The sequence below is a fragment of the Oceanobacillus chungangensis genome (genome assembly GCF_003369565.1).
Taxonomy (GTDB): domain Bacteria; phylum Bacillota; class Bacilli; order Bacillales; family Amphibacillaceae; genus Oceanobacillus; species Oceanobacillus chungangensis.
The window spans coordinates 22,318-47,443 of sequence record NZ_PIOD01000005.1; the positions used below are offsets into that span (position 1 = coordinate 22,318).

The following is a 25,126-nucleotide window of genomic DNA, read 5'->3' on the forward strand; positions in this document are numbered from 1 at the left end:
ATGAGAATCCAAAATTCACTTAATAATATGATCTTTGGTATTTCTGGTCAAATAATCAGTCTAGTAATGGGGTTTGTCGTCCGAACTGTTTTTATTTACACACTAGGAATCGAATACTTGGGTGTAGATGGTCTTTTTACAAGTATTTTGTTAATGTTATCACTAGCAAACTTAGGCTTCGATACTGCAATGATTTATAGTTTATATAAGCCTTTGGCTGAAAATGATACTTACAAAATACAGGCTTTAATGAATTTATATAAAAAGGCATATAGAATAATAGGTTTAATAGTATTAACTATTGGATTATCATTGCTGCCTTTTCTTCCTTTCCTTATGAATGGTGATACGAATATAAAAAATATAAATCTAATCTATATACTATTTTTATTACAATCTGCTACCTCTTATTACTTTGTATATAAGCAATCAATTATTATTGCTGATCAGCGGAATCATGTGATTTCAAAAATACATAGCATTTTTACAATTATCTCTAACATTCCCCTAATTATCTTGTTGTTAACCACAAGAAATTATATTGCAGTGCTTTCAACTCAGGTTGTATTTAGAATAATTGAAAATGCTTATATTGCAAATAAAGCAAACAAGTTATACCCGTTTTTAAAAGAGAGTAATAATGCAAGTCTAGCTAAAGAAGATAGAAAACTATTTTACGAGAATTTGTATTCTCTTTTTTTATACAAAATTAGTGGTGTTATTATAAACGGTACAGATAATATTATTATTTCAATATTTGCAGGGATTACTTGGGTGGGTATTTATTCCAATTATTTATTGATTATAAGTACAATTTCTACGCTGATAAGTTACTTATTTCACTCAATTACCGCAAGCGTTGGAAATTTGAATGTAAAAGAGAGTAAAGAAAAGAAATATTTTATTTTTCGTGTAATTAACTTTGCAAATTTTTGGATTTATGGATTTTGTGCTATATGTCTTTGGAATTTAATTAATCCATTTATATCATTGTGGTTGGGTGAACAATATCTTCTGGATATGTTTATTGTATTTGCGATAATATTAAGTTTTTATACTGCTGGAATGCAAAATGCAACTACAACTTTTAGAGAAACTACTGGACTATTTAAGAAAGGGAAATATAGACCTTTAATTGCTGCAGGTTTAAATATCATTGTGTCAATTGTTCTCATAAAATTTATTGGTATAGCGGGGGTGTTTTTAGGAACGGTTATCAGTCGACTATGTGTATATTTCTGGTACGATCCATTCGTTATATTTAAGTTTGTATTTTACAGATCAGTAAAGTCACATTTTATTCGATATATATCCTTTACGCTGCTGGTTGTTATTACTATTGTATTAACCAACTTTATTGGGAGTAATTTTTTCAATAGTAATGCGATTATTAACATAGTCTTTAGAAGTGCAATATGTCTAATTGTGCCAAATATCATTTTCTTAATTTTGTTTAGAAAATCAAAGGAATTTTTATATCTTTGGAAAATAGTTAGAAATATGGCGAACAAGTCTCAAACAATTTAACGATGGTCCTATTGAGTAAATGAACAGTATAATTTTTAACCTTTATTAAATGGAATTATATTGCTTTACTTAATCTCGATTTGTGTATGGATAATTGTAAATCGTAGTTATTAAAATAGTTAGGTTTGGTTTATTAATAAGGGTAATAAGTTTGCAGGAATAATAGTTAGTTAATACAATGTCGATTATTGTCTATAGAAAAAATAAATCAAAGTATTGCTTTGTTGATAGAATTATAGTATCGTTCATTATATAGCACAAATGTGACGTTTGACCTAGTTTCCTTATAATTCACTAAAATCAATCTTCATGATTAACTACGAATAAAACCATCATTTTCTGATGATGTTATAATCTGTTTATTACAGCATCATGGAATCTCTAGGATTATTTTGTTCTTAATAAAGAATAAAATAATAAATTTTCATTTTTAAATCCAACATAAAATACCTTGAATCGGAGAGGAAAAATGAGCGCAATAGCTGGCATTTATCATCTAAATAAAGAACCGTTACCAGTCAATCATGGTCATGGAATCATGAAGGTATTACAGAAGTTTCCTGCTGATGATGCGCAAATTTGGCAGCAGGAGAATATATTTTTAGGTTGTCATGCACAATGGATCACACCAGAATCAGTGGATGAGCAACTACCTTATAATGATCATGAGAGACAATTAGCGATTACTGCTGATGCCATTATCGATAATCGTAGAGAATTATTTGATAGATTACAAGTGGATCGAGAAAAAAGAACGACAATGCCTGATAGTCAGTTGATTTTATTAGCTTACTGTAAATGGGGGGAAGAAGTTCCAAAATATTTAATTGGTGATTTTGCTTTCATGATTTGGGACAGAAATGAGGAAAAACTTTTTGGCGCACGTGATTTTTCTGGTACCAGAACTCTTTACTATTATGAGAACCATGAACGTTTTGCCTTTTGTACAACAATAGAGCCTTTATTAACATTACCATATATAAAAAAGAGGATAAATGAAAAATGGATAGCGGAGTATTTAGCTGTTTCAGGGATGATTGATACAGAGAATGCCTCAATTACTCCATATCAAAGTATTAGGCAAATACCTCCTTCACATAGTATTTCTGTAAATGAAAATAAGGTCAAAATTACGAGGTACAGTACAATAACTTCTGGTGAAAAGCTGAAATTGAACTCAACTGATGAATATGTAGAGGCCTTTCAAGAGGTATTTCAAGAAGCAGTCACCTCGCGTTTACGTACATATCGAAAAGTTGGTGCGCAACTTAGCGGTGGTTTAGATTCTGGTGCGGTTGTAGGTTTCGCTGCAAAGGAATTACAGGAAAGTGGAAAAACTTTAGATAGTTTTAGTTATATCCCCCCTAGTGATTTTAAAGACTATACACCAAAATATTTACAAGCAGACGAGAGACCATATATTCGTTCAACTGTACAACATGTTGGGGGGATTAAAGATCACTATTTTGATTTTGAAGGTAGAAATTCCTTTACAGAAATTGATAGTTTTCTTGAAATGATGGAGATGCCCTATAAGTTCTTTGAAAACTCCTTTTGGTTACATGGGGTTGTGGAAAAAGCACGTAGTGAAGGGGTAGGAGTATTACTTAATGGTGATAGAGGTAATTTTACCATCTCTTGGGGCTCTGCTTTAGATTATTACGCTCAACTTTTGAAGAAGATAAAGTGGATTTATCTTTTCAGAGAGCTGGATAGCTTTAGTCATAAGATGGGGGGATCAAGGTTACGTACTTTGCCCCTAATTGCCAAAATAGGATTTCCAACAATTAATCAAATCATTTCAAAAGATAAACCTTATCAATTACCATTATTCATAAATCCTGAATTTGCAGAGAAGAGCGGAGTATTTAATAGAATTAAGGATAGTCGAAAGTCTATCCCATTACAATCAATATATGAATATAGAAAGGAACATTTTAAAGATGTATTTAATTGGAATGCAACAAATACATTAGCAACAAAGTTATCTTTACGCTATGGAGTATGGAAACGGGATCCAACGAATGACCTACGTGTTGTTAAATTCTGTCTTTCTGTTCCTGAGAATCAATATGTTGAAAATGGGATGGATCGGGCTCTTATCCGTAATGCTACTGAAAAGATTTTACCTGATAGCGTTCGATTGAATCAAAGAATCCATGGAGTTCAAGGAGTTGATTGGGTTCATCGAATGGTTCCATTTTGGGAAGAATTTACTAATGAATTAAGACAGATGAGCAGTGATAAAGAGTTTCAAAAATATATAGATACTAAAGTAATTAATGATTCAATTTCAATTTTAGAAGAAGGCGCAAAGCCAGAATATGCTACTAATCCAAATTATAAAATACTAATGCGTTGTTTGATTGTTTATCGATTCATAAAAAAGTTTGATTGAAAGGAGGTGTTAATATGAAAAAGGAATGGAATAATCCAGTGTTGGAAGTATTGGACGTAAATAGAACAATGTTAGGAAATGGTGGGGACTATACTGATGCCGCATTTGACCCCAAAACGCATAAAGATCTTATTACATTTAGTTAAGAAAACTATCTAAATTCATCTAGAATTTTATTATTATTTAACAAAACTTAGTAAGTCTTAGAGAATTCCTATCCTTAGTAAAAGTATAGGAATTCTCCATTTCAAATAATAAATATCATTGATAAAGTAATTATAAGACGAGCCGTTCTCTATATAATGATTAACGGCAGTATTTTTTTAAGTTATTTGTTCATTATAAAGAACATGTTGTGAAGTAAATCTTACTAATTATTTGAGTGATTTACTACGATGATAACAAAAAGTAGGTGATATTTACATGTTAAAATCAGCTAAGAAAACAACTTATAGATCTTTCGGCCTGATTATCTCTAGTGAATTTGAACTACCAGAATTACCCGATATACAATTAAATGGAGACATTCCAGATGTAAAGATTATTAAATTGGATATAGTCGATCAATGGTCAAAAGTGAAAAATAATGATAGCTACTTCTATGTAAAAGAAAGCTTATGCATGTTCGAAGTTCCAGGTGTTGCTATTTTTAAAATAGAAAATGGGAATCTTATTTCTGTTTTACCAATTGTAGAATCTAGAGAAGACCAAATTCGACTTTATATCCTTGGAACTTGTATGGGTGTACTACTGATGCAAAGGGAAATCCTTCCATTACATGGTAGCGCGATTGTGATTGAGGGCAATGCCTATGCAATCGTGGGTGATTCTGGTGCAGGAAAATCGACCCTAGCTTCAGCATTTTTAAAGCGAGGCTATCAGCTTCTAAGTGATGATGTCATCCCAGTGACCTTATCTGCAGATAATATTCCGATGGTAACACCAGCCTATCCACAGCAGAAATTATGGTTGGAAAGTTTGCATCAATTTGGGATGGAGTCAAAAGTGCTACGACCAATCATAGAAAGAGAAACGAAATTTGCCGTCCCAGTATCCGCCCAGTTCGCCAAAGAACCGATGCCACTTGCTGGCGTATTTGAACTAACTAAAACAGGCAAGGAAGAAATTGAAATTATTCCGATTCAAAAAATGGAACGATTCTATACTTTATTTAACCATACATACCGTAATTTTATCGTTACTCGTGCGGGGCTAATGAAATGGCACTTCGGTATGTCAGCGAAAATGATGCATCAGCTTGAAATATATCAATTGCGTCGTCCAACAAGCCGTTTTACTGCGCATGAGCTAGTAGATCTTATTTTAAGTAAGATAAACAAAGGAGAGAAAATCAAATGATTAAAGATCATACGCCGCTTTCGAATCAGCATTGGGTTAGTCAAGTAGAGGGTAACATTGTCAGTGATATGGACGGGGAAAAAGTGATGCTCAGTATCCAAAATGGAAAGTATTATAATTTGGGTGAAATCGGTGGCGCGATATGGGAACGAATAACTGAGCCCATTTCTGTCGATAAACTTGTTGCTGGATTAATAGATCACTATGATGTTAGTCAGGCAGAATGCGAGGAACAGGTCCTATCCTTTTTAGATAAATTACTAAAAGAAGGGCTAATAGAGGCTAAAATATTCTAAGAAAGGATGGAGAACCACTTGAATAAGCTTAAAACCTTTTTATCATTTAATAGGCAAACAAAGATGCTCTTATTTGAATCTTACATTTATCTTGGTTTTGCACGTATTCTAAAGGGTCTTCCATTTTCAAGAGTTGCCCCCACTTTAGGGGATCAAATGACTGAAACTGCCTATACTTCTCATTCTTTAGATAGAGAAACATTATCCCGTATTAAGCAGGCCATTCATATTATGAGTCGATATACTTTTTGGGAGAGTCAGTGTCTTGTAAAGGCAATTGCTGCAATGAAAATGTTGGAAAGGCGTCAAATCGAGAGCACGCTTTATTTGGGTACTGCGAAAGATGAAAAAGGAAAATTTATCGCCCATGCATGGTTACGTAGCGGTCCTTTTTATGTAACTGGTTCAGAGGTGATGGAGAGGTTTACGGTTGTTAATAAATTTGCAAAAAGAATCTAATTCGAAATATAAAGTGGGTGAAAGTATTGGTTGAAAAACTGAATGTTGAAAATATACCAAAGGAATTGCGCTTAATCCTGGAATTATTGAAATATGACAACCCAAGCAAAATTCTAGAGATTAATAAGAACTTGTTCCAAGCTATTAATTGGGATATGTTTATTGATTTAGCAATGCATCACCGTGTATATCCAGTACTTTACTCTAAATTAAGAATGGGAGATAGGAATCTTATCCCTGAATTCGTGGTTGATAAGATATACAAACATTACAAGCAGAATACCTTTCAAATGCTTTTTTTAACAGCAGAAATGGAAGAGGTAAGCAAAATGTTTGCTGCGAATAATATCCCAGTTCTGCTGTTAAAAGGGCCTGCGCTTGCACATGATTTATATGGTGATATATCACTTCGGACATCGAGTGATTTGGATGTGCTAATACCAATTGAACAGCTTGATTCTGCGGAAGAAATACTATTAGATCTGGGTTACCAAAAAGATGATTATATTAAAACGGTTTTGAATGACTGGAAATGGCGTCACCATCATATCACTTTTATCCATCCACTAAAGAAAATTAAAGTAGAAATCCATTGGCGATTAAGTCCAGGACCTGCTAAAGAACCAGGCTTTGCGGAATTATGGGAACGAAGAAGGCAAAGCAAATTAACGAATCAACCGATGTATTTATTAGGTAAGTCAGATTTGTTTTTATTTCTTATCGCACATGGTGCCCGTCATGGTTGGTCGCGCATTCGGTGGCTTCTTGATATTCACCAGCTAGTCGGAAAGGAGCTAAATGCAGAAGAAGTTCACAAACTATTGCAAGACTACCATTCTCTTCATCTTGGGGGACAGAGCTTAATCCTTGCCACCGAGCTATTAAATACGAAGCTGTCCACAAAAATGGAACTACTGTGCACTAGAGCGAGGTCCTGGAAACTAGCGCAGGGAGCGATCTTCTATCTTGAAAGAATGGTCAATTTACATACGGACCCAGTTCCGGAAAGTGCCGCAAAGTATCATAAGCAGCATTTATTTGCATTAATGTCATTTAGGCAGAAATGCATCTTCATCTTAAGCTTTCTGTATCCATATCCTGAAGATAAAGAGACATTGCCCTTACCACTGCCCTTGCATTTTCTCTATTTTCCGCTACGTCCATTTTTATGGGCTTGGAGAAAGACAAGGAAGCAGGCTTTAACCTAGGAGGATGTACGAATGAAACATGTCGTTTATTTTTTAAAGCAAATTCATCAGTATTCTGGAAAAATCCTTTACATCAATTTATTTTCAATGACTGCAATCGGGCTTTTAGAAGGGGTCGGTATCTTATTATTAGTACCTTTAATCAGCATGAGCGGAATAATCGATTTAGGTGGTGAGAGCTCGCCACTATTAAATATGTTTGGCTTTCTAGATAATATTCCTAGTTCATTAGGGCTTCCACTTATTTTGGTCATCTTTATTGGCATCGTTATCGGGCAAAATGTCTTGAATCGACATCTAACGATTAAAAATGCAATGATTCAGCATGGGTTCTTAAGACATATGCGACTGGAAACATATCGTTCTTTGCTCCATGCGAATTGGGATTTCTTTATTAAACATCGAAAATCGGATTTGATTAATATCTTAACGTCAGAAATTTCCCGAACAAGCACTGGCACCTATTCTGTTTTACAATTTGTTGCTTCCCTTGTTTTTACGCTAATTCAGATTGGTCTTGCCTTTTGGCTTTCACCTAGTATCACTATTTTTGTTTTGCTCTGTGGTCTAATCTTAATCTTCTTTAATCGAAAGTTTCTTAAACAATCACTAGCGCTTGGGAGGAGGAATTTTGAATTAGGAAGAAGTTTTCTAGCAGGGATAACGGATCATGTTAATGGCATCAAAGATATAAAGAGCAATTCATTAGAGGATTCGAGAATTAGATGGTACAACGATATAACTGAGAAGATGCAAAATGAACAAATTGAATATATGAGATTAAAAACAACGTCACAATTATATTATAAAGTTGCATCGGGAATATTTATTGCATTATTTATCTATATTGCAATCAGTATGTTTAGTGCTCAGGCAGCTCAACTGATGATGGTGATTATCATTTTTTCTAGGCTGTGGCCTAGAGTTGCTGGAATCCAGGGGTCGATGGAGCAAATAGCAACAACAATCCCAGCATTTCGTGCTGTTAAAGCCTTACAACACGAGTGTTTATCCGCTAGAGAATTTGCAATGGTAAAAGGTAAACAAATTGCCCCTCTTGATATTAAGCATCACATTCAGTGTGATCGGGTTTATTTCCGTTACAATCAAAACGGCGCACATTATGCATTAAAGGGGATTGATTTAGTTATTCAAGGTAATCAAATGACAGCCTTTGTTGGGCGTTCTGGCGCAGGTAAAAGCACGCTAATCGATTTATTAATGGGATTAAATCAACCTGAATCGGGCCAGGTATTAATCGATGGAAAGGCATTAACAACAGAAAATCTTTTATCTTTAAGAAGTGCAATTAGTTATGTACCACAGGATCCATTTTTGTTTAATGTTAGTATCAGAGAAAATCTTTTGTTAGTAGTACCCGATGCAAGTGAAAAGCAAATGTGGGAAGCATTGGAGTTCTCGTCTGCTGCTGAATTTGTTCATAAGCTCCCAGATGGGCTTGATTCACTAATAGGAGATCGTGGAATCAAGTTATCTGGTGGAGAAAGGCAACGTCTCGTATTAGCACGTGCGATTTTACGAAATCCTTCGATTCTAGTATTGGATGAAGCGACAAGTGCGCTTGATACGGAAAATGAGGAGAAAATACAGCGAGCATTAGAAAGATTAAAAGGAAAGATGACGATTATTGTAATTGCACACCGTTTATCGACAATAAGAAATGCTGATCAAGTAGTTGTGCTTGAAGAAGGGGAAATCATCCAGCAAGGCGGGTTTGACCAGCTATCGAATGAAAAGACAAGTATGTTTAGCAATTTATTACGTAATCAATTGCAAGCAATTCAGTAACGGTGAATTAAATTAACCTTTAATCCCTATTAGTAAATGGGGTTTATTTTATGTTGTTTTCGTTCTTTTTATAGAACATTATAAACAAATTAAAGGAGGCTGTCATTATGCCTGCAATCGCTGGTATTTATCAAATGAGTAATGGAGCAATGCTTGGTAATCATGGTTTTAAGCTGATGAAAACAATTAAAATCGGATCTTCAGACGAAGCAATATTTTGGCAACAGGGACAGATTTTTCTCGGAAGTGTGGTACCTAAATTAGGAGAAACCTTACCATATGTTGATGCTGAAAAGAAAATGGCGATAACTGCTGATGTGCATCTTGATAACAGGGATGAGTTATTTGATCGTTTAGGAATAAAAGAAGAACGTGAGACTGTTCAGGATGGGCAATTGATTCTACTAGCGTACCAAAAGTGGGGAAGAGATTGTCCAAATTTTTTAGTTGGTAAGTTCAGCTTTGTGATTTGGGATGGAATCGAGGAAATGCTTTACGGGGTAATAGGTGAGAAGAGTGAAGAGCCACTATACTATTATCATAATCAAAATACCTTTGCTTTTTGCACAAGTATTGCCCCTTTGCTGACACTCCCTTATGTAGAAGGTGTGTTAAATGATAAATGGTTTACGACTTTCACGAATGATAATGAAGGTAGGAAAAGTGAAGTAGGCCTGTTTATCACGCCATATGAGCAAATTATGCAAATCCCGCCAGGCTATATGTTTACGATAAGTGACAATCAATTGGAGATTTCCTTGTATCGTAAAAGGAAGTCTTTTGGTAGTAGAACAAGATCGAGTTCATATGATGAATATGTCTAGGTATTTGAAATATACATCGATTTCCATTGCTATTATTGCTATCATACTTGCTGTTTATACGATTTGGGATAATCGCCGATTTATTGTCGTAGAAGACGAGATAGTTATCGATAACCTGCCAGAACAGCTTAAGGGCTTTCGAATCCTCCAAATTAGTGACCTGCATGAAAAGTGGTTTGGAGAAAACCAAACAAAACTAATCGCAGCCATCAATGCGATTGATTATGATGCAATTGTTTTTACTGGGGATATGCTAGATAGCACAGAAAGTAAGAATTACGATCCTTTTTATTACTTAATTGATGGGATTACAAATAAAAAAAATGCTTGGTATGTCCCAGGCAATACTGATCCAGATAGTTATGAGGTAGAGCAAGATGTGAAGAAGAGTGCCTTTATTAATGGAATGGAAGCAAGGGGTGTCCAATTGCTCGAATCTGTCAATAAAGTCTCGGTGGGCGGTGGTGCAACGGTTTACTTTGTCAATTTTGAGCTTTCAATAATCAAGGAACCAGAGTATTTAGGCAGAACGAATGGCATTGTGCAGCCTGATTATTTTTTATCTGAATTATACCTTGATTATCAGGAGAAGTTATTAGACGAAATGAATGTACTAGATAAAATTAAATCCAAAGATCTAGTCGTTGCCCTGAATCATTATCCTATACCAGACGTTAGAGTTGATTCGATACAGGAAAGCACTGGTATGGGATGGATGGACTACGATTTTATTATGGCTGGACATTACCATGGAGGACAAATACGATTACCAATACTTGGCGCATTCTTCATTCCTGAACCTTGGTATGAGCCAAATAGCTTCTTTCCACCAAAGGACCGGGTGAAAGGGCTTTGGAGTTATGAAGGAGTGAAGCAATATGTTAGTTCTGGACTTGGTAGTAGTGATGCAATCTCATTTTTAAACTTTCGCTTTTTAAATCCACCTGAAATTAATGTGCTAAGCTTAAGGTGAATATTGAGCTTGTGTTGGGGGAGGGAAGGATTTTGAATAAAATGGTGTGTGCTGGGGATATTGGTGCAGGAGAACCATTAAATCAGCACGAGCCCAGGGATATCAGCAGGAGAAATAATAAATCAGCACGAGCCCAAGTATATCGTCAGGAGAAATAATAAATCAGCACGAGCCCGAGGATATCAGCAGGAGAAATAATAAATCAGCACGAGCCCGAGGATATCAGCAGGAGAAATAATAAATCAGCACGAGCCCGTGGATATCGTCAGGAGAAAGAATAAATCAGCACGAACCCGGGAATATCGCCAGGAGGAATAATAAATCAGCATGAGCCTGTGGATATCAGCAGGAGAAATAATAAATCAGCATGAGCCTGTGGATATCAGCAGGAGAAAGAATAAATCAGCACGAGCCCGTGGATATCAGCAGGAGAAATAATAAATCAGCATGAGGCCGTGGATATCAGCAGGAGAAATAATAAATCAGCATGAGCTCTAGGATATCGCCAGGAGAAAGAATAAATCAGCACGAGCCCGTGGATATCGCCAGGAGAAATAATAAATCAGCACGAGCACCAGAATATCGTCAGAGGGACCGTTATATCATCACAAGAATGACATTCAGCATCACAGATGTAGTCCAAAAATGAGATGTTTAATGTCTATTTTGTATCGAAGTAGAAGCTTAGTAGGATGGGCAAGACTATTGATTTTTCCCCTCCCACATATATTAGTCCTAAGTCTTAATTCTAGCCTTCCATAAATAAAATTACTTGTAAATAATAGAAATCCCCCTTCGACCTGCGTTAAGAGTAGCTTCTTCTCCTCAATGTTCTTAGTAAATTCCCACCATATAATTCCTTAAACATCCTTGTACCGCTATATTGAATTTATTTTCCTAAAAGGATTATTTTTCATCCTCGAAATCAATAACCATTTGCCACTCAACCTCATATGGAGTATTATGTAAGATAGAAAAATGTAATGAATCGAAAGAGGGTACAAAATGAGTAAACAATCCATTTATGGACTAACCTTTGACCAGTTAACAGAATGGCTTACTAGTCATGGGCAAAAGAGATTTCGTGCAGATCAAGTTTGGAATTGGCTTTATAAGAAACGTGTTGCAAACTTTAGCGAAATGAATAATGTTAATAGTGAAACGATTGATTTGTTAGAGGAACACTTTGTTTTACACACACTTGAGGAGGATATTCGACAAGAATCGAAAGACGGTACGATTAAATTTCTCTTTAAGATGGCAGATGGTAATCTAATCGAAACAGTACTCATGCGCTTCCATTATGGGCTATCTGTTTGTGTAACGACTCAGGTTGGTTGTAATATTGGTTGTTCATTCTGTGCAAGTGGACTGCTTCGTAAAAACCGAGATCTAACAAGTGCAGAAATTGTTGAGCAGATTATGAACGTACAAAAACACCTTGATGCACAAGGGAAAGATGAGAGGGTAAGCCATATCGTTGTTATGGGAATAGGGGAGCCATTAGATAACTTTACAAACTTAATGGACTTCTTATATGTTGTAAACGATGATAAAGGGCTAAACATTGGTGCAAGACATATTACCGTATCAACTAGTGGTCTTGCGCATAAGATTTACGAATTTGCCGATACAGATATCCAAGTTAACTTAGCTGTTTCGCTGCATGCGCCAAATAATGAGCTTCGAACTAGTATAATGAAGATTAATAAGGCATTCCCTATTGAGAAACTTATGAAATCCATTGAATACTATTTAGAAAAGAAAAATCGTCGGATTACGTATGAATATATCATGTTAAGGGATGTTAATGATCATAAGGAAGAGGCAGTCGAGCTCGCTAAACTGCTTCATAATCATCGTCATCTTGCCTATGTTAACTTGATACCATACAATACGGTCGATGAGCATATTGATTATCAACGTAGTGAATCAACGTCGATTCAAGCGTTTTATGAAACATTAAAAGAACGTGGAATTAACTGTGGTGTTCGCTGGGAAAATGGAGCAGATATCGATGCTGCTTGTGGACAATTGAGAAGTAAACAAATTAATAAGAAGAAAGCAATATAATCCTATAACAAGCCAAAGTAGAATTTTGGCTTGTTTTTTTTGCTTTGAATAAATTTCCTTTATCAAATCTCTATAAATACTTATATATACAAATAAGTTTACAAGTATACTTTAATAGTAAATTTGTTTTCTTTAAAGTATACAAGAATACAAATATGCACACATGTTGGTATGATAACGAGTGCAAAAAGTATACAAGTAAACAATAAAGAATACGTAAAAAGTCTGTTTGCTATTTTTAGTCTAAACATTTATTCTAGTAGAGTAGTGGATTTGCTATTTAAATGAAGTAAAGACTCATTACATATAAAACAATAGAAAATCAAACATACAAGAGAGTCCGAAAAACTTCACCAACTGAAGTTTCATAATATGGAGAGGGGAAATGTTTAAATGGTAAAATCAAGAATTGCAGCAGTCGATGTAGGAAATGACGCGCTAAAGGGAATGTTCGGTAAACTTGAAGGTCAATTTTATATCCCGAATATCATTGCGCCAGATTTAGAGGATCGTCCGGTAATCGGAATTGAGGAACTAGATAAGAAAGATGTATTGGATAATATTCATATTCGGGTACATTCACCAGCACTTGAAGAAAACAGTGTTATCTATCGAGTAGGTAATCTAGCAACGAAATCTCAAAATTCACAGGAGCTTGACCCAGGTAGTAGTAAATCAGAAGAAGATCAAACATTAATCATGCTCTTTGCTTCATTGGCTTTGGATGCAGTATCGAGTGATGCGTTTAAAGCGAGAAACGATGTAATCGATGCAAATTATACATTAGGAACAGGTTTGCCATTAAGAGAAGTGAAAGAAGGAAAAGATGTTGGCTATCGTTCCCAATTATTAGGTTCTGTCCATCAGGTGGAATTTCTAGTAACGCCAAAATATCAAGGGATAAAAGTAAATATTAAATTTGATGAGGTTAAAGTTTATCCAGAAGGCTTTGCAGCATATGTAAACCTAATTATGGATAACGATTTAAAAGTTATTAACAAGGAATTACTTGATAAGCAAATTCTAATCCAAGATATTGGTGGATTATCCACAGATGTTGCAGTTATTAGAAATCGTAATGTGGATGATGATAAGGCACAAGGATTTAACTTAGGTGTTTCCGAGTCATTAGAGGAAATTCGAGAAGAAATCCGCTCAAGACATGGAGTCGAGCTGGATAGCCGTCGTGATGTTGTGGACATCATTACAAGAAAGAATGATCGTCACCATATTATGGTAAAAGGAAGCAGAACAAATGTCCATGATATTACCGATCATATTTTATTAGAGCTTGCTAAAAAGGAATACCGTTACTTAAGAAATGTTTGGTCGAAAAACTCTCAATCAGAGATCTGCTACTTCGTTGGTGGAGGTTCGGCAGTATTGAAGGATTATATTAAAGCATTAAACAACAAGCTTGATGGCTTTAATATAGAATTCTTTGAAGATGAGCAAGAAAGCATTTGGATGATGGCAAATGCATATTATAAATTAATTATGCAATTTACACTTCAATCAGCACAGGATAATAAAGTGAAGGTGGAAGAAACTGCGGCAACTAAAGAACAGTAGTAGGGTGAGGGCATGACGAAAAAAGGGATTGAGCGGGGACAATCGATTACGTTTCGTGTACCATCGGATACGCCGGATTATCTTTTGAAGGAACTTTCACTGCTAAAGGAGAAAGAGCGAAGAAACTTTTCTAGTACGATTGCTGAATTTGTACTAAAAGCTTTGAACGAATCACAGACAAAAGAAAGAGAAACTGTAACGATTCCTCTCCCAAAAAGGTTGACAAAGGAACAGAGAAGCTGGTTAAAGCATGAGCATTCGGAAGCTTTAATTGGCAGCATTTTATATCAATTATTAAGTGATCCAATGCGATCAACTACATTGCTGGCAGCGCTCAATAGTAATTCAAGTAATATCGATGAGGCGCTGTATCTTCAAGAGACAGGCATAACAGAGGAAACGAATGAAGTAATTGAAACTAATGGAATGGATTTAGATGATCTAAATCTTAATGCGATTGAATTACCAGAATATGAAGAGGTTGAAAAGGAAGAAGAAAACCCATTAGGTGATTTCTTCTCAAGTATGAATAAATAAACAAAGAGGAAGCTGCTGAATATGATTATTCAGTAGCTTTTTTTTGCTGCTTTAGTCACAGTTCGTATTTGCTTCGGTATGTAGATAAAGTAGACACACCAGCTCTCCGCAGAAAGTGTAGTGTATTTCTGGAGTGAATCGCCTGAGAGTTCTTAGCAAGCTAGTTCACACTTTACATCAACTGTGAACTGAGCAATTATCAGCTTTCTTTAACGAAGAAATTTTTTGATAGCTCACTTGCATAATAAGTATATTGTCCTGCTTTTTGGACAGTTATTTTTGAAAATTGTTAAAAATGTCTCGTGATTAGGAAACTTATATGATATAATCACGAATAAATATTCAGATACTTTAGTCTAGTAAAAGGGGGAAGTGTTTTGCGGAAATTGATATTAGCAGTTGCAATGATTGGTCTTATATTCCTAGCTGCATGTGGTTCAAATGAGGATTCAGAGAGTACTGCAAAGTCAGCAGGAGATGGAAAAAAATATAAAGTAGGTGCAAGCCAATATGTTGAGCATCCTTCACTTGATAATGCCTATAAGGGATTCCAAGCAGCACTTGATGAGGCTGGATTAGATGTTGAATATGATTTGCAAAGTGCACAAAATGATCAGAATAATGTCAAGCCAATATCAGATGGCTTCGTTGCAGATAAGGTTGATTTGATTTTTGCTAATGCCACTCCAAGTGCGCTCGGTGCATTACAGGCTACAAAAGAAATTCCAATTGTTTTCACTTCTGTAACAGATGCGGTGGGTGCTGGTTTGGTTCCTTCGATGGAAGAAGCGGGGGGAAATGTTACCGGTGTAGTTGACCTGCATCCAGATGCAATTAAAGAAACGGTTAAATTTATGGATGCTAATTTCCCAGATGCAAAAGTTGGTATGGTTTACAATGCCGGTGAACAAAACTCAGTTTCACAGGTTGATGCGGTGAAGGCTGCTGCTGAAGGAACGAGCATTCAAGTTGTTGAGCGAACGGTGGCTAATTCAGCTGAAGTACAGCAAGCGACAACGACTTTAGTTAGTGAAGTAGATTTACTTTATATCATTACAGATAATACAGTTGTGTCAGCGCTTGAAAGTGTTGTTGGTGTAGCGAATGAACAAGATATTCCAGTTATTGTTGGTGAGCCTGATTCCTTAGGCAGAGGTGGCTTTGCGACATTTGGGATCGATTATTATACGATTGGACATCGTGCTGGTGAAATGGCTGTCGATATTTTGACGGGAGAGAAGTCGGTAAGTGACATTCCAGCAGAGTATCCACCAGAAATTCAATTATTTATCAATAAAGAGGCAGCAGAAGAGCAAGGTGTCGAATGGAACGATGAATGGGATGAAACAGCAAAATTCGTCGAAACAGCAAAATGATAGAGTGAGAGCTGGCTTTTCGAACCCAGCTCTCATTTAGAACTTCAGGAATAGATAGAGAGGAATGAACACATGTTTATATCAATATTCGGTGCCATGGAATCGGGGATTATCTATGCGATAATGGCTTTAGGAGTATATTTAACGTTCCGCATATTGGATTTTCCTGACCTTACTGTGGAAGGGAGCTTTGTTACCGGAGCGGCAGTAGCGGCATCCTCTATAGTAAATGGGATTCCTCCTATTACTGCAACCATTCTCGCTGCATTTGCAGGTTTCATTGCTGGATGCTTAACAGGAGTTCTCCATACAAAGGGGAAAATTAATCCATTATTAGCAGGGATTCTAATGATGACTGCATTATACTCGATAAACTTACGTATCATGGGTCAACCGACCATATCCTTATTGCAGGAAACAACTCTATTTAATCAATTGGGGTCTCTATGGAGTGCAACCGGTATTGACGCTTTCTTAAATAATATTTTGTCCACTATTGGTTTAGAACAGTTACCAACAACATGGGCGATTTTACTCGTTATGATTGTGATAACGATTATTATTAAGCTTTTAACCGATTATTTCTTAAAGACTGAGGTTGGTCTTGCGCTTCGAGCAATCGGGGACAATAAGAAAATGGTTCGAAGCTTATCAGCAAATACAGATTTATTGATTATCTTTGGTGTGGGAATATCGAATGCACTCGTTGCTACTGCTGGGGGATTAATAGGTCAACTAGGTGGCTTTGCGGATGCAAATATGGGTCTCGGGCTAATTGTAATTGGGCTCGCATCGATTATTATTGGCGAAGCATTATTTAGTACAAAAACTATCGCGAAAGCAACGCTTGCAGTAATTCTTGGCGCCATCATTTACCGGATTATTGTCACGCTGGCATTACGGATTGACTTTATGGAGACCGGTGATATGAAAATGATAACGGCGATTATAGTGATTGCAGCTTTAGTCATCCCGAGAGTGCTGCAGGCTAGAAAAGAAAATAGGAGAAGACAACAAAAACGTGCGCAACTTGACCAACAACTGAGGGGGAGTAGCGATGCTTAAATTAAATAATATATCGATTACCTTTAATGAAGGTACTCCCGATGAGAAGAAGGCATTAGATAATATTAATCTCGAGCTTGAGCAGGGTGATTTCATAACCGTTATAGGAAGTAACGGGGCAGGGAAGTCGACATTGATGAATGTTATTTCCGGTAATCTTATGCCAGATCTTGGCGATGTTGTTATTGATGGGGAACCTATGCTGCATTTACCAGAATATAAACGGTCTGCATTCGTTGGGCGAGTTTTTCAAGACCCGATGGCAGGGACATCGCCGTCCATGACGATTGAGGAAAATTTAGCAATTGCATATTCTCGAAATAAGAAGAGAAGGCTCAGGCTTGGCGTTACGAAACAACGAAAGGGAATGTTCAAGGAACAACTTAAAACCTTAAACATAGGGCTAGAAAACCGTTTAACAGCAAAGGTTGGCTTATTGTCCGGCGGAGAACGACAGGCACTTTCACTATTAATGACTACCTTTACAGAACCAAGTATTCTACTGTTGGATGAACATACAGCGGCGCTCGATCCTGCGCGCGCGGCATTAATCACCAGTTTGACTGAAGAAGTGGTAAGAAACTCAGGATTAACGACGCTAATGGTCACTCATAATATGCAGCAAGCACTTGATCTAGGAAATCGATTAATCATGATGGATAAAGGGCAGATTATTTTTGATGTACGTGGTGAGGAGAAAAGCAGACTTACAATTGAAGATTTACTACATGCGTTTAAACGAATTAGGGGCATCCAGTTTGAAGATGATCGGGTTGTCTTAGGTTAATATTAAAGTGAAAAAAGTGTTTCTGTCAGGGGAAAATCCGAACTATGATTCAAAGTTCTTTAGTTAGAATTTGAATTATTTCGGATTTTTTCTTTTATTGGCTTCCTTATCTTCTAGAGAGAGTATAAAAGCTTTCTTACTACATAAGCGTAACTCTAAGCTGCCACAGAAAGGCTTGGTTAAACGTTAGTTTTCTAATGATACTTTTACGACGGTTCCTCGCTCGTATTTGGTTGGAGGTCGTTCGAATAATGCTGATGCAGGCTCGAATTTGGTTGGGTGTCGCTCGAATAATGCTGAAGCTCGCTCGAATAAAGCACGAGCTCGCTCGAATTAGAGGCAGAGTCACTGCCTCCTTATAAGAGTGATAAACATTTCAACAAAAAAGAAGGCATCCGATATAAGGACACCTTCTAAAAATGTAACTTTATACAACACCTTGCGCGATCATTGCGTCGGCAACTTTTCTGAATCCGGCAATATTTGCTGCTGCCTCAAGGTTCCCATCTAATTCAAACTCTTCAGCGGAATCAATACAGCTTTGGTATATATTTTTCATTATTTCATGTAACTTCGCGTCAACTTCTTCAAACGTCCAAGATAATCGCATACTATTTTGCGACATTTCTAATGACGAAACGGCAACCCCACCAGCGTTTACAGCCTTAGCTGGACCGAATAAAACCTTATTTTCAAGGAATACATCAATTGCCTCTGGAGTAGAAGGCATATTCGCGCCCTCGGCTACTGCTTTAACATTATTTCGAACTAAAGTTAAAGCTGATTGCTCATCCAGTTCGTTTTGCGTTGCACATGGAAGGGCAACATCACATGGAATCGTCCAAATACCAGCACATCCTTCAGAATAAGATGCTTCGGGATGTATGTTAACATACTCGCTTATTCTGCCATATTCGACTTCTTTAATCTGTTTCACTGTATCGAGATTAATGCCGTTTGCATCATAAATGTAACCATTTGAGTCACTGCATGCAACGATCTTAGCGCCGAGCTCCGTTGCTTTTTCCATAGCATAAATGGAGACATTTCCTGAACCTGATACGGTAATGGTACTACCTTTTAATGATAAACCTCTGTCCTTTAGCATTTCTTGAAGGAAATATATTGTTCCGAAACCAGTGGATTCTTTACGCGCTAAACTACCGCCATAGCCGATGCCTTTTCCTGTTAGAACACCCGCTTCGAAGGCGCCGCGAATCTTTTTGTATTGGCCGAACATATAACCGATTTCTCTTGCGCCAACACCAATATCGCCAGCTGGAATGTCGACATCTGGTCCGATATACTTAGCAAGTTCGGTCATAAAACTTTGACAAAAACGCATAATTTCATTGTCGGATTTTCCTTTTGGATCAAAGTCAGCACCACCCTTACCACCACCGATTGGCTGACCTGTAAGGGAGTTCTTGAATGTTTGCTCGAATCCTAGGAATTTGATTATACTTGAATCAACGGATGGGTGGAATCTTAATCCACCTTTATACGGGCCAAGCGCACTGTTGAATTGCACGCGCAATCCGCGATTAACTCTTGTCTTACCGTTGTCATCAACCCATGGAACACGAAATGTTATAAGGCGTTCAGGTTCAGTGATTTGCTCTAAAATTCCTTTTTCCATGTATATTGGATATTTAACTAGAAGAGGTTCAAGTGATCTGAGGAATAATGCAACAGCTTGATGGAATTCTTTCTCACTGTAATTTCGCTTTACTACGGTTGTATAGATTTCATCTAAATAATCATGCGCACGTTTTGTATTGTCGGTCAACTGCTTTGATGTAATTAAGTTCATAATAGCATAAAATCCTCCTTCAAAATTTTTATCATTATTATTGTTCTTATTATTGTATACAATTTAATTCATCTAAACAATATAAAAAATAGATATAACTGATGCCGATATGAGATAATGAACGAGAGGTGAGGAGAATGGAGCTAAGGCAAATCCTCTATTTTATTGAGGTCGCAAAGCGTGAACATGTTACGAAGGCAGCCGATAGTTTGCATGTTGCACAATCTGCTGTAAGTAGGCAGCTCTTTAAACTAGAAGAAGAATTAGGTGTTGATTTATTCATTAGGGAAGGTCGAAATGTTAGATTAACTCCCATAGGCAGAGTTTTTCTTGAGCATATGGAACGGGCGACACATGTAATCGACGATGCGCTGCAAGTGATTGAGGAATATACCGATCCAGAACAAGGAACGATTCATGTTGGTTTTCCAAGTAGCTTGGCATCTTATATTTTGCCAACCGCAATATCTGCTTTTCGTGAGCAATACCCTAATGCGAAATTTAAGCTGACTCAGGGTTCCTATTATCAGTTGAAGGAAGCTGTAAAAAAAGGAGAAATCAATTTAGCACTTTTAGCTCCAGTTCCAATGAACGAATCGAAACTAGTTGGTACAGTACTATTTATAGAAAATATTGTTGCACTATTACCGAAGAGCCATCCTCTCGCAAATGAGCAGTCTATTCATCTAAATCAATTACGTCAGGAGTCCTTCGTATTATTCCCTGAGAATTACGTTTTACGCGATATTATTATTGAAGCATGTAAACGAACGGGTTTTGCACCAATGGTTTCCTTTGAAGGGGAAGATATTGATTCAATTAAGGGGCTCGTCTCAGCAGGATTAGGAATTTCCCTCGTTCCTGAAATCACATTAGTTGATAATGTTCCACACGCTGCAGTTAGAATTCCAGTAACAGAGCCAAATGTTACTCGTTCGGTAGGTGTTGTAATTCCTAGTGACCGTCAATTGCTTCCAACAGAGAAATTATTCTATGAATTTTTACAAGAGTTTTTCCAACGTTTGGAAAAATTTCAGAATTAAAATCAGAATATAGGCTTGCTTTCTTTGATTGAACATGATACGATTTATACAACATGTAGAGTTATAATTTAGTTGACAATACTATATATTGTATTATTGTCATTTTTATTAATAAAACAAGAAATGAATCAGCCGCTCATTCTACGGAGTGTAGCGGCTTTATTATTTATTTATATACATATTTGTCATAGGGGAGGAAGTAATAAATGGTTACAACTATTACAGCAAATCAAAATGCAATCAATCAACTAATTGATAAATTATCCGAAGGGCTGAATATCAGTGCGGATCAATATAAAGAAAAAGCAGCACATGCTATTAGAGAAGAAATGACGTTTGAAAAGAAAATGGATGTCTTGAGTAAATTGGCACTGGAAAATATCGATGAAGCAGAGCCAGATTGGACGTTTCTAGCAAGCAGACTATATTTAACAAATCTTTATGAGCAAGCGTCTATTAATAGGGAGAATGAGAAAAATCCATATGATAATTTCTATGGTTTAATCGAAAAACTTACAGGATTTGGGATTTATTCTCCACTCCTTCTTGAAAAATATACGAAATCAGAAATTAGTGAACTAGCGAAATCAATCGATAAAGAGAAAGATAATCTATTTAACTATTTAGGGCTGTATACACTTTCTACCCGTTATTTAGCAACGGATCATCTTAAAAATACTTATGAGCTTCCACAAGAACGATGGATGGTTATTGCGATGTACTTAATGCAGGACGAAGCTGCAAGCAATCGTTTAACACTAGTAAAAGAGGCATACTGGGCACTTTCCAACCTTTATATGACAGTTGCAACGCCAACCCTTAACAATGCAGGAAAAACACATGGACAGCTTTCCAGCTGCTTTATTGATACGGTAGATGATAACTTGCAAGCAATCTATGATAGTAATACAGATGTTGCAAATCTATCGAAAAACGGTGGTGGACTTGGCGTTTATATGGGGAAAATCCGTTCACGAGGAAGTTCAATTAAAGGGTTCAAGGGCATGTCAAGTGGTGTCGTGCCTTGGATTAAGCAGTTAAACAATACAGCAGTGAGTGTTGACCAGCTTGGAACAAGAAAAGGTGCTATTGCGATTTACTTAGATGTTTGGCATCAAGATATTGAATCATTCCTCGATTTGAAATTAAATAATGGCGATGACCGTCAACGTGCGCATGATATTTTTACTGGCGTAACGATTCCGGATATTTTCATGGAAGCCCTTGAAGCGAGAGAAGACTGGCATTTATTCGATCCGCATGAAGTACGCCAAGTGATGGGCTTCTCCCTGGAAGATTATTATGATGAAGAAAAGGGAAAAGGTTCTTTCAGAGAAAAATACCAAGCATGTGTAGCAAACGAAGCATTGTCTAGAAAAACGGTAAAAGCAATCGACATTATGAAACGGATCATGATTTCACAGCTTGAAACAGGTACACCGTTCATGTATTACCGTGATGAAGTAAATAGACAAAACGTGAACACACACCAAGGGATGATTTATTGTTCGAATTTATGTACGGAAATAACACAAAATCAGTCTCCGACACAGTTGTTAGAAGAATATATTGAAGATGAAGATATTGTCATCAAGAAATATAAAGCTGGAGACTTTGTTGTTTGTAACTTAAGCTCCATTAACCTAGGTAGAGCTGTTCCTGCAGGCGTATTGGAAAAACTGATTCCAATTCAAGTGAGAATGCTAGACAATGTTATTGATATTAATAATTTGCCAGTAAAACAAGCAACAATTACGAATAATAAATATCGTGCAATTGGTCTTGGTACGTTCGGATGGCATCATTTATTAGCGCTGAAAAATATCAAATGGGAAACAGATGAAGCGGTAACCTATGCAGATGAGCTATATGAGAAGATTGCATACCTTACAATTGAAGCAAGCATGAATTTAAGTAAAGAAAAAGGAAGCTATCCATACTTTGAAGGAAGTAAATGGAATTCTGGTGAATACTTCCATGCTAAAGGATATACAAATGAGAAATGGCAATCACTTGCAACCGAAGTAAAGGAGAATGGAATTAGAAATAGTTACCTAATGGCAGTAGCGCCAAACTCTTCTACATCAATGATTGCTGGTTCAACTGCGAGTATCGATCCTGTATTCAAAGCCTTCTACAGTGAAGAGAAAAAGGATTTCCGCATTCCAGTAACAGCACCAGATCTTGACCATAACACATATGATGTTTACCGCCGTTCTGCATATATTGTCGATCAACGCTGGTCAGTGAAGCAAAATGCAGCACGTCAAAAGCATATTGACCAAAGCATTTCCTTTAATTTCTATGTGCCGAATACAATTCGAGCATCCGTATTATTAGACCTTCATATCCAAGCATGGAGAGAGGGACTCAAAACAACGTATTATGTACGATCAACGTCAAACGATATTGAAGAATGTGAGTGGTGTGAAAGTTGAGGATAATCATTGCATACCTGTCCTATAGTGGAAACACAAAGGAAATTGCTGAATTAATCGAGTCAAAATTGTTAGAGGAGAATATTTCAGTGGAAATGCATCGAATCGGGATTGACCGTCCATTTAATCCCGAGGAATATGATTATGTATTTATCGGAACCTTTACATGGGCAACAGGCAGTACGCCAGAAGAGGTGAAGGACCTTATTCTTGAAATTGGTTATAAGCCAGATAATATTGCGATATTTGGTTCTGGTGACACCCAATTTGGTGGAGACGATTTGTTCTGCAAAGCAGCAATTAAGCTTGCAAAATTTTACAATAGTAAGTGGGAACCTTTAAAGGTCGAACAGTCACCACGTGGAAGTCAAGAAGCTATGATTGATGAATGGATTGAAGGAGTGTTACATGATGCCAAGAGCATTGCTTGATAAAGCGAAGACATTAGAACCGTTATTCCCTAATAAGTCAACAGCACTATTTGGTGGGAAATCTAGTGGAATTTTAAATTGGAATGATATTGCTTATCCACATTGGTATAAAATGTATAAGCGTTTAGTAGGAAATTACTGGCAAGCAGACGAAATTAACATGTCTAGTGATGTAAAGCAATTTCCATCCCTATCGAAGGCTGAGCAAGAGGCGTATTTAAAGATTATTGGTCTGCTTGCAACATTGGATGCGCCGCAAACAAGAACGGCTTTATTAATATCCTTATATGCAACAGATGCTTCTGTTCAGTCAATCATGGCTGTAATCGCACAGCAAGAAGCAGTTCATAATGAGAGCTACTCTTATGTATTATCATCTGTTGTATCACTAGATGAGCAAAATAAATCTTTCCAGCACGGGCGAAAAGATCCGGTACTTCTTAAACGGAATGAAAATTTAGTGAAGCAATACAATGAATTCGTAGAGGAACCAACGATTGAGAATATCCTTAAAACATTAGTCTATACATCGTTGCTTGAGGGAATGTTCTTTTACTCGGGATTTGCTTTCTTCTACAACCTAGCACGAAACAATAAAATGGTTGGTACATCAACAATGATTAGTTATATCAATCGTGATGAGCTAGAGCATGGTCGATTTATTGCTGAATTGTTCCGGGCAACTTTAGCAGAAAATCCAGAGCAAAACACAGCAGAGTTAACATATTGGGTTTATGCACATTTCAAAGAATCGGTTGAACTAGAAATCGAATGGTCGAAATACGTCCTAGCAGATGTTGAAGGTATTGATTTAGAAGAAATGGCTGGTTATATTAAATATCGTGCAAATAAAATGTTACGTATGATGGGCCTAAGTGAGGTTTATCCAGAAAATGTGGATAACCCTATGAAATGGATCCGTGCATATGTGGATAACTTTGACGGTACGAAAACAGACTTCTTTGAACAAAAGTCAAGACAATATACGAAAACAAGCGATCTCAACGGATTTGACGATCTATAAGATTGATAGGAATCAGCAATTTGCTGGTTCCTATTTTTGTATATCATTAGTCAAAAGATATACACATATTATCCCCAGTATCCACATTAGTAAATTGCTATTTTATCGCATAGT

22 protein-coding genes are annotated in these 25,126 nt (G+C 36.6%); 21 read left to right on the plus strand and 1 reads right to left on the minus strand.

The genetic code is table 11. The features are described 5' to 3' along the window. The 17 genes from CWR45_RS04055 to CWR45_RS04130 all read left to right on the plus strand — a co-directional run bounded on the left by CWR45_RS04055 (position 1) and on the right by CWR45_RS04130 (position 18,263). Entirely contained in the window at positions 1–1,527 is a 1,527-nt protein-coding gene (locus CWR45_RS04055) for a lipopolysaccharide biosynthesis protein (RefSeq protein WP_115748527.1), read from the plus strand. 469 nt (positions 1,528–1,996) lie between these two features. Then, positions 1,997–3,925, plus strand: coding sequence for a lasso peptide isopeptide bond-forming cyclase (locus CWR45_RS04060; protein ID WP_115748528.1), 1,929 nt, complete (start codon positions 1,997–1,999; stop codon positions 3,923–3,925). A gap of 14 nt (positions 3,926–3,939) precedes the next feature. Then, positions 3,940–4,071, plus strand: coding sequence for a paeninodin family lasso peptide (locus CWR45_RS04065; protein ID WP_115748529.1), 132 nt, complete (start codon positions 3,940–3,942; stop codon positions 4,069–4,071). A gap of 277 nt (positions 4,072–4,348) precedes the next feature. Beyond that, a complete protein-coding gene (locus CWR45_RS04070) occupies positions 4,349–5,284 on the plus strand; it encodes a phosphoenolpyruvate carboxykinase (ATP) (protein WP_115748530.1) in 936 nt (311 codons plus the stop codon). Beyond that, entirely contained in the window at positions 5,281–5,580 is a 300-nt protein-coding gene (locus CWR45_RS04075; protein WP_115748531.1) for a lasso peptide biosynthesis PqqD family chaperone, read from the plus strand. The genes CWR45_RS04070 and CWR45_RS04075 overlap by 4 nt, the downstream gene beginning before the upstream one ends. 6 nt (positions 5,581–5,586) lie before the next feature. Next, the gene (locus CWR45_RS04080; protein ID WP_115748532.1) at positions 5,587–6,039 is read left to right on the plus strand and encodes a lasso peptide biosynthesis B2 protein; all 453 of its coding nucleotides are present in this window, start codon (positions 5,587–5,589) and stop codon (positions 6,037–6,039) included. Positions 6,040–6,065: 26 nt separating this feature from the next. Further along, positions 6,066–7,247: a nucleotidyltransferase domain-containing protein gene (locus tag CWR45_RS04085; protein ID WP_115748533.1), complete on the plus strand. Its 1,182-nt coding sequence runs from the start codon at positions 6,066–6,068 to the stop codon at positions 7,245–7,247. Between the two features lie 12 nt (positions 7,248–7,259). Beyond that, on the plus strand, positions 7,260–9,056 hold the full coding sequence (locus CWR45_RS04090; protein ID WP_115748534.1) for an ABC transporter ATP-binding protein: 1,797 nt from the start codon (positions 7,260–7,262) through the stop codon (positions 9,054–9,056). A 107-nt stretch (positions 9,057–9,163) separates the two neighbouring features. After that, positions 9,164–9,880, plus strand: a complete 717-nt coding sequence (locus tag CWR45_RS04095) for a hypothetical protein (RefSeq protein ID WP_115748535.1) — start codon at positions 9,164–9,166, stop codon at positions 9,878–9,880. Then, the gene (locus CWR45_RS04100) at positions 9,837–10,853 is read left to right on the plus strand and encodes a metallophosphoesterase (RefSeq protein ID WP_115748536.1); all 1,017 of its coding nucleotides are present in this window, start codon (positions 9,837–9,839) and stop codon (positions 10,851–10,853) included. The genes CWR45_RS04095 and CWR45_RS04100 overlap by 44 nt, the downstream gene beginning before the upstream one ends. A 32-nt stretch (positions 10,854–10,885) precedes the next feature. After that, positions 10,886–11,011 (plus strand): hypothetical protein, encoded by a 126-nt coding sequence (locus CWR45_RS20275; RefSeq protein WP_281271828.1) that lies wholly within the window; start codon positions 10,886–10,888, stop codon positions 11,009–11,011. An 847-nt stretch (positions 11,012–11,858) separates the two neighbouring features. After that, positions 11,859–12,926 carry a dual-specificity RNA methyltransferase RlmN gene (gene rlmN, locus CWR45_RS04105; RefSeq protein WP_115748537.1) on the plus strand — a complete coding sequence of 356 codons (1,068 nt, stop codon included), beginning with the start codon at positions 11,859–11,861 and terminating at the stop codon, positions 12,924–12,926. Between the two features lie 393 nt (positions 12,927–13,319). Continuing rightward, positions 13,320–14,498, plus strand: a complete 1,179-nt coding sequence (locus CWR45_RS04110) for a ParM/StbA family protein (protein WP_115748538.1) — start codon at positions 13,320–13,322, stop codon at positions 14,496–14,498. A gap of 12 nt (positions 14,499–14,510) precedes the next feature. Further along, entirely contained in the window at positions 14,511–15,035 is a 525-nt protein-coding gene (locus CWR45_RS04115; RefSeq protein WP_115748539.1) for a hypothetical protein, read from the plus strand. A gap of 377 nt (positions 15,036–15,412) precedes the next feature. Next, the gene (locus tag CWR45_RS04120) at positions 15,413–16,411 is read left to right on the plus strand and encodes an ABC transporter substrate-binding protein (RefSeq protein WP_115748540.1); all 999 of its coding nucleotides are present in this window, start codon (positions 15,413–15,415) and stop codon (positions 16,409–16,411) included. Positions 16,412–16,483: 72 nt separating this feature from the next. Continuing rightward, on the plus strand, positions 16,484–17,476 hold the full coding sequence (locus tag CWR45_RS04125) for an ABC transporter permease (RefSeq protein WP_115748541.1): 993 nt from the start codon (positions 16,484–16,486) through the stop codon (positions 17,474–17,476). Next, positions 17,469–18,263, plus strand: coding sequence for an ABC transporter ATP-binding protein (locus tag CWR45_RS04130; RefSeq protein ID WP_115748542.1), 795 nt, complete (start codon positions 17,469–17,471; stop codon positions 18,261–18,263). The genes CWR45_RS04125 and CWR45_RS04130 overlap by 8 nt, the downstream gene beginning before the upstream one ends. A 427-nt stretch (positions 18,264–18,690) precedes the next feature. On the opposite strand, the gene gdhA is transcribed toward CWR45_RS04130, so the two are convergent. Then, positions 18,691–20,076, minus strand: a complete 1,386-nt coding sequence (gdhA, locus tag CWR45_RS04135; protein WP_211315931.1) for an NADP-specific glutamate dehydrogenase — start codon at positions 20,074–20,076, stop codon at positions 18,691–18,693. Between the two features lie 137 nt (positions 20,077–20,213). On the opposite strand from gdhA, the gene gltC reads away from it, so the two are divergent. The 4 genes from gltC (at position 20,214) to CWR45_RS04155 (ending at position 25,012) form a co-directional block, all read left to right on the plus strand. Then, complete coding sequence (gene gltC, locus CWR45_RS04140) at positions 20,214–21,119, plus strand: glutamate biosynthesis transcriptional regulator GltC (RefSeq protein WP_115748543.1); 906 nt, start codon at positions 20,214–20,216, stop codon at positions 21,117–21,119. A gap of 206 nt (positions 21,120–21,325) precedes the next feature. Next, positions 21,326–23,557, plus strand: a complete 2,232-nt coding sequence (locus tag CWR45_RS04145) for a ribonucleoside-diphosphate reductase subunit alpha (RefSeq protein ID WP_115748544.1) — start codon at positions 21,326–21,328, stop codon at positions 23,555–23,557. Beyond that, positions 23,554–23,988 (plus strand): flavodoxin, encoded by a 435-nt coding sequence (locus tag CWR45_RS04150; protein WP_245975333.1) that lies wholly within the window; start codon positions 23,554–23,556, stop codon positions 23,986–23,988. The genes CWR45_RS04145 and CWR45_RS04150 overlap by 4 nt, the downstream gene beginning before the upstream one ends. Next, positions 23,969–25,012, plus strand: coding sequence for a ribonucleotide-diphosphate reductase subunit beta (locus CWR45_RS04155; protein ID WP_115748545.1), 1,044 nt, complete (start codon positions 23,969–23,971; stop codon positions 25,010–25,012). The genes CWR45_RS04150 and CWR45_RS04155 overlap by 20 nt, the downstream gene beginning before the upstream one ends. The last annotated feature ends 114 nt before the right edge of the window (positions 25,013–25,126 follow it).